A 15,906-nucleotide genomic window follows, 5' to 3' on the forward strand; every position below is an offset into this window, starting at 1 on the left:
AACAGGTTGTTTAAACTTAACGAGGTTCTACAATTAATTTTATTGCTGTACGCTCTTCGCCATCAATCATAATATCTGTAAACGCTGGGATACAAATCAGGTCCAAACCACTAGGCGCTACAAATCCTCTTGCGATTGCTACTGCCTTTACCGCTTGGTTCAATGCACCTGCACCAATAGCTTGAATTTCTGCTGTTCCGCGTTCGCGAATAACACCTGCAAGTGCACCAGCTACAGAATTAGGGACCGACGTTGCTTTAACTTTTAATATTTCCATTCCGCGTTTCCTCCTCGTTTCTTTAAAAAGTATTAGCAATTATTTCACTTTAACTTATATTCACGAGGAATGGCGCGTATTCCTGCTAAATTTTCGTAATTTTTCTAAAAAATTAAAATATAATAACTTATCTAAAATTTAACGTTGATTTACTCAAAAAATGGTTGATCGTCATTAATTAAAATGCGCTCAATTTTCTTTGCTTTTCCTGTATTTGGATCCACATCAATTAACACTGCACTTAATTGCGTTCTACCACTTGTTACTTCAAATCGTACCGGTAAGTTCGTTAAAAACTTCTTCAATACCGCTTCTCGGTCCATACCTAATATTCCATCATATGGCCCTGTCATCCCAACATCTGTAATATATGCCGTTCCGCTTGGTAAAATACGGTTATCCGCTGTAGGGACATGCGTATGCGTACCTACTACTGCTGTAGCACGTCCATCTACATACCAACCTAGCGCTTGTTTTTCACTTGTAGTCTCCGCATGGAAATCAACAAAGATAATATTCGTACGTTTTTTCGCAATATTAATTAATTCATCCACTTTACGGAATGGACAATCAATCGGAGGAAGGAAAGTACGTCCTTGTAAGTTAATGACTGCAACTTCTTTTCCATTACAGTTCACAAAGATAAGTCCTTTTCCTGGAGTTCCTTCTGGGAAGTTAGCTGGTCTTGCAAGATATTTTGCATCATCGATGAATTCAAATACTTCACGATTATCCCAAGCATGGTTTCCAAGTGTAACTGCTTGCGCCCCACACTCTAAAAAGTTTCGATATATTTTTTCTGTAATCCCACGGCCACCTGCTGCGTTTTCTCCATTAATGATTGTTACTGTAGGTGTATATTTTTTCTTTAATGCCGGTACGTATTGTTGAATCATACCTCTACCAGGAGATCCTACTACATCCCCAACAAATAATATTCTCATATGTCTTACCCTTTCTATGTACTGCATTTTTTATTGCTATAGCATTAAGGAAATTCCTTATAATATGTTTATTATAAGTTTGTTTCACTTTTACGCTATATAACTAACTGTCTTTATTTTATCCAATTCCAACACAAAAAAATAAAGTGGTGTTTCACCACTTTATTTTGCGTATTCCACTGCACGTGTTTCACGAATAACAGTTACTTTAATATGTCCTGGATAATCCAGTTCATTTTCAATACGTTTTCGGATATCACGAGCTAAACGATGAGCTTCTAAATCATCGATTGTATCTGGTTTTACCAAAATACGAACTTCACGTCCTGCTTGAATTGCAAATGATTTTTCAACGCCTTCATAAGACTCTGAAATCTCTTCTAACTTTTCAAGACGACGAATGTAGTTTTCAAGCGTTTCACTACGAGCTCCCGGTCTTGCAGCTGATAAAGCATCTGCTGCTGCAACTAAAACTGCAATGATAGAAGTTGGTTCTGTGTCACCATGGTGAGATGCGATACTGTTTATAACTACAGGATGCTCTTTATATTTCGTTGCGAGTTCAACACCAATTTCAACGTGGCTACCTTCTACTTCATGGTCAATCGCTTTTCCGATATCATGTAATAGACCAGCACGTCTTGCTAGTTTTTCATCCTCGCCAAGTTCTGCTGCCATAAGTCCAGTTAAATATGCAACTTCCATAGAGTGTTTTAAGACGTTTTGTCCATAACTTGTACGGTATTTTAAACGACCTAAAATTTTAATTAAATCTGGGTGTAATCCGTGAACACCCACTTCAAACGTTGTTTGCTCTCCGACTTCGCGAATATACTCGTCCACTTCACGTCTTGATTTTTCGACCATCTCTTCAATACGCGCTGGGTGAATACGTCCGTCCTGTACTAGTTTATCAAGAGCGATACGAGCTGTTTCACGACGAATTGGATCGAATCCAGAAAGGATTACCGCCTCTGGTGTATCATCGATAATTAAGTCAATACCCGTTAACGTTTCTAACGTACGAATATTACGACCTTCACGCCCGATAATACGTCCCTTCATTTCGTCATTTGGAAGATTTACAACCGAAACGGTTGTTTCAGCAACATGATCAGCTGCACATCTTTGCATTGCAAGAGATAAAATCTCTTTTGCTTTCTTATCCGCTTCTTCTTTCGCGCGAACTTCACTTTCTTTTACCATAACAGCGATTTCATGAGAAACTTCATTTTCTACTTTACCAAGAATAATTGCTTTCGCTTGTTCGCGTGTCAGATTGGAAATGCGCTCTAATTCTGTTTGTTGCTTTTGAACTAACTCTCCCACTTTGCTTTCCAACTCTTCAATCTGTTGTTGTCTCGCTACAAGAGAATCCTCTTTCTTCTCTAACTGCTGCTCGCGTTTATCGAGCGTTTCGTCTTTACGATCAAGGTTCTCTTCTTTTTGCATTAAACGATTTTCTTGTTTTTGTAATTCGCTTCTACGGTCACGAATTTCTAATTCAGCTTCTGTACGAAGTGTATGAATTTCATCCTTTGCTTCTAAAAGCGCTTCTTTCTTAAGTGCTTCAGCCTCACGATTCGCTTCGTCTAGAATACGTTTCGCTTCATTAGCCGCACCATTAATCTTCGCTTCAGCAATAGACTTTCGAACAAAAAAGCCAACAACTGCACCGACTGTTGTTGCAAGCAAAATGGAGATGAGTATCCAAACTGTACTACTCATGATTTCACCTCCCCTTGCTATGAATGAAAAAAGACTGTCGGCATGTACATTAAATTACAATATACAGCAAAGACCGTCGTCCCGCTTTTTTAAGGGACTTTCTTCATTTCACAATTAAAATGTCATATTATTATTTCGGTAAGTTTTAAACCTTACTCCGAATATTACTTCTCTTCTTGAGAAGAGTATATCGTATATAAGAAAAAATATACATTCTCATTGTATCTATCGTAATTTTCATTGTCAAGCGTTGTCTACTTTTACTTTCTTTACCTTCAGTCCTGAATGTTATCTGAATTTGAAAAATTGATAGCATATTATCCTGGAAAACCTTAGTAAATACCATTTTATTCCCTTAAAACGCATGAATATTCCTCTTTACACATCCCATTTGAGTCAAAAAAATATTTTAGCCACTACGATAAATACCCCTTTAATAGAAGGTAAAAAATAAAAGACACGGGACCCGTGTCTTTTATTTTTTAATCTTGAAGAGTTGAATCTTCCGTGTCTTCCACACCAGAATCTTCACCAATTCCGTGATGATCACGAACAAAGAAGGCAATTTCCTCTCTTAAGTCCGTATTCTCTTTTAAGAATTGCTTCGAATTTTCACGACCTTGTCCTAAACGTTCTTCATTATAAGAATACCAAGCACCGCTCTTTTGAACGATATCAAGCTCAGAAGCCATATCCAAGATTTCACCTTCTCTTGAAATACCTTCTCCGTACATAATATCAACTTCAGCAACACGGAATGGTGGCGCTACTTTATTTTTCACTACTTTTACTTTTGTTTTATTACCAACGATGTCGTTACCTTGCTTTAATTGCTCCGCACGACGCACTTCAAGACGGACAGTTGAATAGAATTTCAACGCACGACCACCTGGAGTTGTTTCTGGGTTCCCAAACATAACCCCAACTTTTTCACGAATTTGGTTAATAAAGATTGCAATTGTTTTTGATTTGTTGATTGCTCCTGAAAGCTTACGAAGTGCTTGTGACATTAAACGTGCTTGTAAACCTACGTGTGAGTCACCCATGTCGCCTTCAATCTCTGCTTTCGGTACAAGAGCTGCTACAGAGTCAATTACGATAATGTCAACCGCACCACTTCGTACAAGTGCTTCTGCGATTTCTAATCCTTGCTCCCCTGTATCAGGCTGTGATAATAGTAATTCATCTATGTTAACGCCTAATTTTTGTGCATATACAGGATCCATTGCGTGCTCCGCATCGATGAATGCTGCTTGTCCACCTTGACGTTGTACTTCTGCAATTGCATGTAATGAAACTGTCGTTTTACCTGAACTTTCAGGTCCGTAAATTTCGATAATACGGCCACGTGGGTATCCGCCTACCCCTAGCGCCACATCAAGTGCTAAAGAACCACTTGAAATTGTAGAAATTCTACGTTCCGCTTGTTCTCCTAATTTCATAATTGAACCTTTACCGAATTGCTTCTCTATTTGTTTTAACGCCATATCTAATGCCGCTTGACGATCACTCATTCAAAATTCCTCCTTAACTGAATTGCTAATCTTATTATACCTATTTTCAATTCAATTTGCCAACAAAAATCGAACATTTATTCGATTTTTTTATTTTCCATCACACAAATACGGAATTTAACTATAAAAAAAGCTAGAAGAAACTTATATCTCTTCTAGCTTTTTATATAAATGATAAAATCCATATTTTGCTGATCGTTCTCTAATTTGTTGACGACTTCCACTTAAATTAAGAGGAAAGACTGCAGTTTGTTCACCATTAATCGCTAATCCAACAAATACTGTTCCTGGCTCTTTCTGTTCTGAAGCATCTGGCCCTGCTACCCCAGTGAAACTAATTCCGATATCCGCTTTTAATAAATCCTTAACATTTTCAGCAAGATAACGAGCACATTCTTTACTAACTGCACCATCAGTATGCAACACTTCTTCAGGCACACGTAAAACATGTTGCTTCACATCATTATGATAACAAATGACACCGCCCTTAAATACAGAAGAAACACCAGCATTTTCAGTTACTTGATTTCCAAAAAGACCACCTGTTAAACTTTCTGCACATGCTAAAGTTAACCCTTTTCTCTTCAATAACTCGATTGCCTTATAATGCAAAAATTCTTGGTCATATCCGTAGAAAAATTCTCCTACTCTTTCTAAAATCAAATCTTCCACATGTTGAATTAGTTTCTCCGCTTCGCTAACATTTTGATGCTTAGCGGTTAAACGTAATGTCACTTCTCCATCATTTGCTAGCGGGGCAATTGTTGGGTTTGTTTGTCCATCAATTAAATCTTGAACTTTCACCTCTAATTGGGACTCCCCAATACCGAAGAAACGAAGCACACGAGAATAAATGTTTTCTCCTGTTGTAAAATTACGTAAAAAAGGCTCTACGTAACTTACATACATTGGTTTCATTTCTTTTGGCGGCCCTGGTAATAAAATATAAACTTTTCCGTTCTTATTTACCCCCATACCCGGCGCCATACCGTGGTCATTTGCAAATACTGTTGCTCCATTTAAAACGAGCGCTTGCTTTTTATTATTCTCCGTAAATTCACGGCCTGTACGCTTAAAGTAATTACTTATTAAGGCTAATGCCTTTTCATCATACACAAGCTTTTCATCTAAACTAGCCGCTATCGTTTCTTTCGTTAAATCATCTTTTGTCGGTCCTAATCCACCTGTAAAAATAAGTATATCAGCACGTTCTTCCGCAGCTTCAATCGCCTTTTGCAGTCGCTTATTATTATCACCAACAACAGTATGATAGTAAACGTTAATTCCAATTGAAGCCAACTTTTCAGATAAAAACTGGGCATTTGTATTTGCAATTTGTCCAAGTAATAATTCAGTTCCAACCGCAATAATCTCAGCATTCATCCCAATTCCCCCATAAACTTCTATTTTGAGTTTACAAAAGCAGCTCTATTCTTCCAGAAATAATCCCATCCTGAAATAACAGTAAAGATTAATGCAATCCATATGAAGATATCAGCAACTGGAATATGGATTAAATTTAAAGGTACATCGTGTAATAAATATGCTGCAATCGCAATAATTTGTGTCCATGTCTTAATTTTCCCTAGCTGATTTGCCGCAACTACTTCCCCTGTTCCAGCAAGTACAAGACGTAAACCTGTTACAGCAAACTCACGACTGATAATTACAATAACAATCCAAGCCGGTACATATTGCATCTCTACCAATGTAATAAGTGCTGCCGAAACAAGTAATTTATCAGCTAATGGGTCAAGAAACTTCCCTAAATTCGTTACAAGATTATACTTTCTTGCGTAATGTCCATCAATCCAATCTGTAGCTGAAGCAATGATAAAGATAAGTGCCCCTACTAAATGTTGAATTGGCAAATCAACATCACCAATTTTGTATGAACCCCAATCAAAGGGCGCTAACATAATTACCATAAAAATTGGAATTAAGAAGATTCTAGATATTGTAATTTTATTTGGTAAATTCACAGCTATTCCTCCATCATATCAAAAACATTTGTTCATTGAAAAAAGTCATCGAAGCGATGACTGTTATTGTGCAGGTTGCTCTATCCCTTGGTTTTTTATCACCAATCTTTGGTGAAGTTCTTTTTCTGGGTCTAATGGGAAAGCAACCACTTGGCCATTCAGTTTAACTTCAACATTCGTTGCATTTCCAATATTAAGTCGTACTTCTTTTAATGTTGATACATCACGTTTTTCTGTTTGACCACCTTGTACTGTAGTGTTTAAAATTTCGTTACCCGCATCATCTTTAACATCTACATAGCTTGTACCCTTCGCTATGATTTCCAATTCTAACGTTTTATTATTATGAATTTCCAAAGTAGATACCTTACCAGTTGTTCCAACTACTTTCACTTCTTGCTGTCCCGTTGGTGGTGCTGGTTGCTCTTCTTTCTTTGGTTCTTCTTTCTTTGGTTCCTCTTTTTTTGGCTCTTCCGCTTTCGCTTCATCTTTCTTCGTATCTAACGGAGAATCTTTCGCTTTTTGAACTTCAATTTTCTCACTTTGAGCACTCGGAACTTTTTCATCATCTTTTCCAGTTAACGCTTGAAACACAAACCAGATTACCACTCCAACTGCAATTACTAACAGCGCAACTAAGATTTTCGGCATGTGATCTGCAACTGGCCATGATGAAGATTTTTGCATTGTTTCTTGTGTCTTTTGTCCCGTTGATACTTGTGGAACTTCACGCTTTTCAGATTGTGGTATCGTACTCTGATGTTCTACAAGTAGTTCCTCACCATTTAATCCAACCGCATCTGCGTATTGTTTAATGAATGCACGCGCATAAAAAGCTCCTGGCAATACATCATAATTGCCTTCTTCAATTGCCACTAGATGGCGTTTTTGAATTTTTGTAATCTCATGCAGCTGATCAATAGACAAGCCTTTCGCTTCTCTTGCTTCTTTCAGCTTTTGTCCCAATTCCGTCACTACTAACACCTCAATATTTCTTTAAAAGTCAAACATAGAGAAATTATTTTGCGTACCTTGCTCAATTTCATCTACTAAATTATATTGAATTTCTTCATCATAATCGTTACGCAACTCGATAATATAATCAAAATCATCCAATGTGTATTCTGACTGACTCACAAATACATCAGGATGTTCCACAACTTTCGTTGCAGGCAATCTCATAATTTCACGAACGAGCTGCCAATGTCTTTCGTTGGCACGCTTCGTTGACACAATTCCATCTAGGATGAAAATATTGTCATCGCTATACTCATCTTCAATTAATTGACTACGAACAGTTTGCTTAATAAGAGTAGATGATACAAATAACCACCTTTTATTTGCACAAACACTTGCAGCAACAATGGATTCTGTTTTTCCGACACGAGGCATTCCGCGTATCCCAATTAGTTTATGGCCTTCTTTTTTCATAATTTCTGCCATAAAGTCTACCAGTAAGCCTAATTCATCACGCACAAATCGAAATGTTTTCTTATCATCTGCATCTCGTTGTATGTACCTACCATGCCTAACCGCTAGCTTATCTCTTAGCTTGGGCGGACGATATTTCGTTACCGTTATGTTATCCATCGTATTTAAAATTGATTCAAGTCTAGAGATTTGCTCTTGATTATCACACATAAGAAGTAACCCACGTCGTGCATTATCTACACCATTAATTGTGACAATATTAATGCCGAGCATACCGATTAACGAAGAAACGTCACCAAGCAAGCCAGGTCGGTTTTTATGTATTTCATATTCAAAATACCATTCAATCATCCAAGATCACTCCCCTTGCTTACTTTACACCTACGTACTATATTATATGATTTCACCTTAATAGGGAAGCTAAATGTATAATCTATCCTGTGTAATTATTATACAAAAAAAGTAGAGAGGAGAATCTCCTCTCTACTTTTACTTATGTTGTACAAACTTAACCATTAAGTTTGCAATTGTATGTTGCTCCTGTTCATCAGCAACTTTCCAAAGCTCAGCTAATAATTTCTCTTGGTCATTGCGTCCTTCTACTTCATTAGCAAGGTAGTCGCCAACACGAAATGCCATATCTGATACTGCACCGCCATCTAAACCTTTTCCTTGCGCTTGCTCTAAACGATCTCCTAAAAAGCTCTTCCATTGATCAAAATTTTCTAATACTGACATAATTAAGCACCTCACTATTGAGTAATAAAATCATGCTTAATTTGTGCAACTGTTCATTTTTTATGTAAGAAATTTTTAGCAGTGCCAACCGCCATTCACTCCGATGATTTGTCCAGTTATGTAAGATGCTCCTGGTGATACGAGGAATGAAACTGTTTTCGCTACCTCTTCTGGTAACCCTATTCTACCTAATGGTATATCTTCAGCGATTCCCATTTTATCTTCTTCAGAAAAAACACTTAACATTTCCGTTTCAATTGCTCCTGGTGCTACTGCATTCACACGTAATCCACTTAAAGAAACTTCTTTCGCTAGAGCTTTCACATATGAATTTTGCGCCCCTTTTACCATTGAATAAAGCACTTCACAAGAAGCCCCTATTTGTCCCCATATAGATGAAACAATTACAATATTACCGCTTCTCCTCCCGATCATAGGCGGAAGTGCCATTGAAAGTAATTTATATACGTTCTTCACTTGAAGTTCTACCATATAATTCAATTCATCGTTTGTTACATCTGTTACTAGTCCAAAAATACTCTTCCCAGCTGCGTATACGATAACATCAATAGGATGTTCAATTTGCCCCCACAATCGCTCTGCTCCATCACTAGAAGCCAAATTCGCTTGAACAGGGATAACTTCCCCCCATGCTTTCTGCAATTCCAATACCTTTCCTTCACTGTTATTGTAATGAACATAAACTGTATATCCATCTTGAATTAATTGTTTCGAAATAGCAGAGCCAATCCCTCCGCTCCCTCCAGTTACTAACGCATACTTTTTCATAAATTCCCTCTCTTATCTCTACAAGTTCAATTTTCACACAACTAAATAATACCCTCACCTTACAATTTTTCAATGATAAGATGAGGGTATCTTTAAAATGTTATTTTTTCGGTAACACCTGACAAACACTCATTTTTTCTTCTGACAACAATAATTTTGCCACTTCCTGTAAGTCTTGAACGGTTAGGCCTTCTAATACAGTCAATGCCTCAAATAGACTAGATTCATTAAACGCATATCGTGTAAATTGATTTGCAATATATTCTGGTGAATTCAACGAGCGTAAAAAACCACCAATTTTCTTTTTCTTCACTCGCTCTAATGCCGCCGCATCTAATTGATCATAATCTGTTTTTAATAAAATATCTTTTAAACGATCTGCCAATTCATCAGGTTGTTTCGTATCACCGCCAACCATTGCAAAACCGAAGTTATTTTCTTCTGTATAGTCATACGAGAATGAATCATCAATAAGCCCTTCATTATATAAAGCTTCGTAATGAACAGAACTTTTTCCAAATAAATAATCTAAAAGTAACGTAAGCGCAATTTCTTGTTTTAAAAGCGCTTGCCCTTTTTCTTTTAAATTAGTCGCTTTAATACCAACTAAACATTTCGGTGTTTGCACAGGCATTGAAATAATTTTTTTCTTTTCATTTACCTCATTTGGTTCCTCTTCAAATGAACGCACAATTTCTGGCTGGTTTTTATAATCTTTTTTCGCTTGATTTTCACGTACTAAATCCATTGTTTTCTCTGGATCAATTGCACCCACAACAAATAATAACATATTGCTCGGATGATAAAATGTTTCATAACATTCATATAATAAATCTTTCGTAATTTTACTAATAGATTCGATTGTCCCTGCAATATCAATTTTAATTGGGTGTTTTACAAACAAGCTATCAATTAACCCAAAGTACAAACGCCAATCTGGGTTATCTTGATACATTTGAATTTCTTGCCCAATAATTCCCTTCTCTTTTTCAACTGTTTTTTCAGAGAAATAAGGCTCTTGCACGAAGTTTAGCAATGTATTTAAATTTTGTTCTACGTTTGAAGTACATGAAAAAAGGTAAGCTGTTCGTGTGAAGGATGTAAAAGCATTTGCCGATGCTCCTTGTTTACTAAACAATTGGAAAGCATCGTGATCTTCTTTTTCAAATAATTTATGCTCAAGAAAATGCGCAATCCCATCAGGCACACGAATCATTTCTTCTTTCCCTAATGGTACAAATGTATTATCTACTGAACCATATTTCGTCGTAAACGTCGCAAATGTTTTATTAAATCCTTGTTTCGGTAAAACATATACATCTAATCCATTAGGAAGTTTTTCATAATAGAGTGTTTCTTTTAATTGCTCATAAACAATTTTCTCCATTTATTCTCCCTCCGTTCCTTGTAAAAAGTAAATTGTATCTAGTTCAATATTTTTAGCAACTTTTACAATTTCTTCTTTTGTCACACTTTCTATACCTGTAAGCCATTCTTCAACTGGACGTGTACGATCTGAAATAATACCATGATATAGCATTTCTACAAATCCACGCGGTGTATCAATCGCCTCTAATATTTGATTTTGGATGACACTTTTTGTTTGATGTATTTCTTCTTCAGAAAACTCTCCGTTTTGCATCGCAAGCATTTGTTCTTTAATAATCTCAACTGCTTTTTCATAATTTTTCGCTTCGATTCCTGACATAACAAATAATAAACCTTTATGACTTTCAAAGCGCGATGCTGCATAGTACGCTAAACTATTTTTTTCACGCACATTTACGAATAACTTCGAATGAGAAAAACCACCAAACAATCCATTGAACAATTGCAATGCAAAATAATCTTCATCTTTATATGTGACAAATGTACGATAACCGATGTGTAATTTACTTTGTTTTAATTCTTGTTTTTCAACAACTTCTTTTTCTTCATTATTTCGTCTATGAAGGAGTACATTTCTTTCTCTCACTGGACGAACTGAAATAGAAAAATATTTACTTACAAGATCAACGGCGTTTTCTGAAATATCACCAATAATATATAGATCCATTTCATCTTCCGCTAACACCTTTTGATAATATTGATACAGACTTTCATTTGTAATAGACGTAACACTCTCTTTTTTTCCATTTGCACTTAAACGATACGGTTCTACTTTGCACATTTCTTCAATTAAACGCTCGTTTGCATAACGCATTTTATCATCATAAGTAGCTTCAATTCTCTGTAACAGTGCTCTTTTTTCACTTTCTACGATAGAAGATAGGAAACCGTTCCCCTCCGTTGCTGGATGTAACACAATATCAGACAACATAGAAAGTGCTTTTTCAAATAACGGTGGTGCATCATGTAAATAAACTTCATTTGCAATGTCTACATAAATGGAGATAATATGGTCTTCCCCTTTTTTACTTACATCTACCGCTAAAGAAGACCCGTATAATTCTTCTAAATATTGACGAAGACGAATTACAGAAGGTAATTTTTCTGTCGCACTTTGCAATACGTATGGCAATAGAGCACGCTCTGTCACCGTCTCCTCATTTAAAGGCGCTTTAAAACGAAATACAAAGGTATTCGTTTTATATTTATCAGTCGGAATAATATGTACGCGCAAACCACCTAACTCATGTAGTTGTTGTTCCATTAGTTTCATTTATAGCCCTCCTTTACTTATATAGGAATATTCCTCTTCAATATACAGTTTTTAGAAATAAAAAATCAACTTTTCTCCCTTATTATGCTTACATATGATTCTTTCTAAAAACTTTAATATGTAAGGAACATAGTAAAATTCCGTATTAAATATATTCTATGTAAAAAAGCCCACACTAATGTGCGAGCTTTTTTATACTTATAAAATACTTATCGTTTTCCTTTTTCATAAGGAGTTCCTAATGCTTTCGGAGCTTCAGAACGACCTACAAAACCAACAAGCGCTAATATTGTGAATACATATGGTAATATCGTTAATAAAACACTTGGAATTTGATCTAATACAGGAATTGTTCCGCCCGTTACACTAAGAGATTGCGCAAAACCAAAGAATAGAGCTGCACCTAGTGCGCCTAGTGGATTCCACTTTCCAAAAATCATAGCAGCTAAAGCTAAGAAACCTTGTCCTGTAATAGTTGCCCCTGAGAAGTTATTAGAAATTGACATTGCAAAAATCGCTCCACCAATTCCAGCAAACACTCCTGAAATACAGACTCCAATATAGCGCATTTTATATACGTTAATCCCCATCGTATCCGCTGCCATTGGGTGTTCACCAACAGCACGTAGACGAAGACCGAACGGTGTTTTATAAATAACATACCAAACAACGAATGCTAAAATAATGGCAATATACGACGTTATTGGTACGTTCGAGAAAAATATTTTCCCTAAAACTGGAATATCCGAAAGGCCTGGAATATCAATCTTTTCAATACGATACTGAATAAAGTCAGTCTGCCCTTTATCAAAAATCTTCTTAATTGCAAATACTGTTAAACCAAGAGATAAGAAGTTAATTGCTACACCACTTACAACTTGATCCGCTCGGAATGTAATAGAGGCTACCGCATGAAGTAATGCAAATAATCCACTACCAATTGCCGCAAATAATAACGCAATCCATGGAGTCATCGTTCCCCAAGTATCACCCATTAATAAGTTTGTAACTACTCCAATAAATGCACCAAATAGCATTAGTCCTTCTAATCCGATATTTACAACACCCGATCTTTCACTAAACACACCACCTAATGCTGTGAAAATGATAGGTGCCGATGTATATAACGTACCCGTCACAAGAATGGCTAATATATCTAAAAAGCTCATTTATTTCCCCTCCTTGCTCATGCGTGTAAGCGCCCATCTTAACACATAACTACATGCAACAAAGAAGATGATACATGCAATAATTACATTAATAAGCTCTGATGGTACATCTGCCTCAAAGTTCATTTGAGGGGAAGCACTTTTCAAACCACCAAATAATAAAGCTGAAAGGATTATCCCAAACGGATTATTCCCTCCAAGTAATGCTACAGCAATCCCGTCAAATCCTACTCCTGTAAACGAAGACATCGCTGTCATACTTTGGAATGTCCCTAATCCTTCCATTGCTCCACCAATCCCTGCAAATGCACCAGCAATTGTCATGGAGAATACTACATTACGAGAAACTTTCATACCTGCATATTGAGAAGCATGCTGATTAAATCCTACCGATTTTAATTCGTAACCTAAAGTTGTTCGATCTAATAAGAACCACATTAAAATAGCGATTAATATTGCTACAATAATTCCCCAGTGAAGACGCGAACCATCAGTAATAGAAGCAAGCCAGTCTGAAGATAGTGACGCACTCTCTTTAATATCATACGTTTTGTCATTACCCGCATGTAAGAAACGCTTAATGATGTCATACGTTACATACAACGCGATATAGTTCATCATAATGGTTACAATAACTTCATTCACTTGAAACTTCCCTTTTAAATATCCCGGAATGAAGCCCCAAATTCCGCCCACCAATGCTGCGAATAAAATAGATAATGGAATATGAAGGAACGCTGGTAGTGAAACTGCATAACCGAACCAAACCGCTGCAAGCCAACCAACTAACAATTGACCCTCTACCCCGATATTAAATAAACCTGTACGAAATGCAAACGCCACTGATAAACCAGCAAGAATAAGCGGTATCATTGTACGAAGCGTTTCACCAATCGCACTTGCGCTACCGAACATGCCCGTCCAAAGTGCACTATAACCAACAATTGGATCATAGCCACTAACTAGCATTACAATCGCTCCGACAAGTAAGCCGAAAATAACGGATAGTACTGGGACTAAAATATTTATCGTTCGCTCTGTTAAAAGTTTTTTAGCCATTGGTACCCACCTGCTCCTTCTTTGTTCCTCCAGCCATTAACAATCCAAGCTGTTGTTCATTCGTTTCTTTCGCATCAACTATTGCTACAATTTTCCCTTCATAAATAACAGCAATTCGATCGCTAACATTTAAGATTTCATCTAACTCTAGTGATAAAAGTAATACACCTTTTCCTTTATCCCTTTGCTCTATTAATCTCTTATGAATAAATTCAATTGCTCCTACATCTAAACCACGTGTTGGCTGTGCCGCGATTAATAAATCTGGATCACGATCTACTTCACGTGCAATAATTGCTTTTTGTTGATTTCCCCCAGATAGAGCGCGTGCTAACGTTTGCTCACTAGGTGTACGTACATCAAACTGTTCAATCAGAGCCTTTGCTTTTTCTGTAATTTTGCTGAAATTTAAAATCCCTTTCTTTGAAAACGGATTTTTATAGTACGTTTGCAGAACTATATTATCTCTAACAGAAAAATCAAGGACGAGTCCGTGTTTATGACGATCTTCTGGAATATGACCAATTCCCTCTTCTGTTATTCTTCTAACAGGCCAATTTGTTATTTCTTTTCCTCTAATTGCAATAGAACCTGACTCAACTTTTCGTAAACCAGTAATTGCTTCTATTAATTCACTTTGTCCGTTTCCATCAATCCCTGCAATCCCAACAATTTCCCCCGCACGAACAGTTAAGTCAAGGCCTTTTACAGCAGGTAGTTGACGTGCATCGTGAACAACAAGGTTTGCAATTGAAAGTACCTCTTCTTTTGGCTTCGCGTCTATTTTTTCTGTTTTAAAATTCACTTGACGTCCGACCATTAATTCTGCAAGTTTATTTTCATCCGTATTTGCAACGTCAACCGTTCCAATCCCTTTTCCTTTACGAATAATCGTACAACGATCGCAAACTTCCATAATTTCTTTCAACTTATGTGTAATAAGAACAATAGATTTTCCTTCTTGCACAAGCTTTTTCATAATTTGAATTAGCTCATGAATTTCTTGTGGTGTTAACACAGCTGTCGGTTCATCAAATATTAAAATTTCTGCACCGCGGTAAAGAGTTTTCAAAATCTCAACACGCTGTTGCATACCAACTGAAATATCCTGTATTTTCGCATATGGATCTACAGCTAAGCCGTATTGTTCAGACAGTTTTTGAATTTCTTTAGCAGCTTCCTCAACAGCAATTTTCCCTTTTTTCTTCGGTTCATTTCCGAGAATAATATTCTCTGTAACTGTAAAATTATGAACAAGCATAAAGTGCTGATGAACCATTCCAATACCAAGGTCATTTGCCACATTCGGATTGGTAATGTTTACAGACTTTCCTTTAATTTTAATTTCACCTTGTTCTGGTTGGTACAAACCAAATAGTACATTCATCAATGTGGATTTCCCTGCACCATTTTCTCCAAGTAAAGCATGTATCTCACCCTGCTTTACTTGCAGCGTAATATCATCATTCGCTACAATGCCTGGGAATACTTTCGTAATATTATTCATTTCAATTACGTATTCCATTGTGTTCCTCCTTTTAACAGGGAACATTCCCTATTACACTATTAACTTATTAAGCAATTCGGAAGTTTTATACATACAAAGGTTAGTT

15 protein-coding genes are annotated in these 15,906 nt (G+C 36.6%); all 15 read right to left on the reverse strand.

Annotation, left to right across the window (positions count from 1 at the left end; translation table 11 throughout):
* Window positions 1-16 precede the first annotated feature (16 nt).
* The gene (gene spoVS / locus AC241_RS18625) at window positions 17-277 is read right to left on the reverse strand and encodes a stage V sporulation protein SpoVS (RefSeq protein WP_000404341.1); all 261 of its coding nucleotides are present in this window, start codon (window positions 275-277) and stop codon (window positions 17-19) included.
* Between the two features lie 149 nt (window positions 278-426).
* Window positions 427-1,221, reverse strand: a complete 795-nt coding sequence (locus AC241_RS18630) for a TIGR00282 family metallophosphoesterase (protein ID WP_029443107.1) — start codon at window positions 1,219-1,221, stop codon at window positions 427-429.
* Between the two features lie 162 nt (window positions 1,222-1,383).
* A complete protein-coding gene (gene rny, locus AC241_RS18635; RefSeq protein ID WP_000099769.1) occupies window positions 1,384-2,949 on the reverse strand; it encodes a ribonuclease Y in 1,566 nt (521 codons plus the stop codon).
* Between the two features lie 482 nt (window positions 2,950-3,431).
* Window positions 3,432-4,463: a recombinase RecA gene (gene recA, locus AC241_RS18645; RefSeq protein WP_001283854.1), complete on the reverse strand. Its 1,032-nt coding sequence runs from the start codon at window positions 4,461-4,463 to the stop codon at window positions 3,432-3,434.
* A gap of 144 nt (window positions 4,464-4,607) precedes the next feature.
* Window positions 4,608-5,846 (reverse strand): competence/damage-inducible protein A, encoded by a 1,239-nt coding sequence (locus AC241_RS18650; RefSeq protein WP_050844447.1) that lies wholly within the window; start codon window positions 5,844-5,846, stop codon window positions 4,608-4,610.
* Window positions 5,847-5,866: 20 nt separating this feature from the next.
* Window positions 5,867-6,445: a CDP-diacylglycerol--glycerol-3-phosphate 3-phosphatidyltransferase gene (pgsA, locus tag AC241_RS18655; RefSeq protein ID WP_001052967.1), complete on the reverse strand. Its 579-nt coding sequence runs from the start codon at window positions 6,443-6,445 to the stop codon at window positions 5,867-5,869.
* A 63-nt stretch (window positions 6,446-6,508) separates the two neighbouring features.
* Entirely contained in the window at window positions 6,509-7,420 is a 912-nt protein-coding gene (locus tag AC241_RS18660; protein WP_029443110.1) for a helix-turn-helix domain-containing protein, read from the reverse strand.
* A gap of 21 nt (window positions 7,421-7,441) precedes the next feature.
* Window positions 7,442-8,227, reverse strand: coding sequence for a DUF3388 domain-containing protein (locus AC241_RS18665; RefSeq protein WP_000574107.1), 786 nt, complete (start codon window positions 8,225-8,227; stop codon window positions 7,442-7,444).
* A gap of 138 nt (window positions 8,228-8,365) precedes the next feature.
* Entirely contained in the window at window positions 8,366-8,614 is a 249-nt protein-coding gene (locus AC241_RS18670; RefSeq protein ID WP_000114504.1) for a DUF3243 domain-containing protein, read from the reverse strand.
* A gap of 75 nt (window positions 8,615-8,689) precedes the next feature.
* Window positions 8,690-9,403: an elongation factor P 5-aminopentanone reductase gene (ymfI, locus tag AC241_RS18675; protein ID WP_043936383.1), complete on the reverse strand. Its 714-nt coding sequence runs from the start codon at window positions 9,401-9,403 to the stop codon at window positions 8,690-8,692.
* 100 nt (window positions 9,404-9,503) lie between these two features.
* A complete protein-coding gene (gene yfmH, locus AC241_RS18680) occupies window positions 9,504-10,790 on the reverse strand; it encodes an EF-P 5-aminopentanol modification-associated protein YfmH (protein WP_043936384.1) in 1,287 nt (428 codons plus the stop codon).
* A complete protein-coding gene (gene yfmF / locus AC241_RS18685) occupies window positions 10,791-12,065 on the reverse strand; it encodes an EF-P 5-aminopentanol modification-associated protein YfmF (protein WP_029443113.1) in 1,275 nt (424 codons plus the stop codon).
* A 209-nt stretch (window positions 12,066-12,274) separates the two neighbouring features.
* Complete coding sequence (locus tag AC241_RS18690) at window positions 12,275-13,234, reverse strand: ABC transporter permease (RefSeq protein WP_000008857.1); 960 nt, start codon at window positions 13,232-13,234, stop codon at window positions 12,275-12,277.
* A complete protein-coding gene (locus AC241_RS18695; RefSeq protein WP_001085254.1) occupies window positions 13,235-14,293 on the reverse strand; it encodes an ABC transporter permease in 1,059 nt (352 codons plus the stop codon).
* Window positions 14,286-15,818, reverse strand: coding sequence for an ABC transporter ATP-binding protein (locus AC241_RS18700; protein ID WP_000456926.1), 1,533 nt, complete (start codon window positions 15,816-15,818; stop codon window positions 14,286-14,288). Before AC241_RS18700 ends, AC241_RS18695 begins: the two co-directional genes overlap by 8 nt.
* Window positions 15,819-15,906 lie beyond the last annotated feature (88 nt).

This window comes from Bacillus thuringiensis, from assembly GCF_001182785.1.
GTDB lineage: Bacteria > Bacillota > Bacilli > Bacillales > Bacillaceae_G > Bacillus_A > Bacillus_A thuringiensis_S.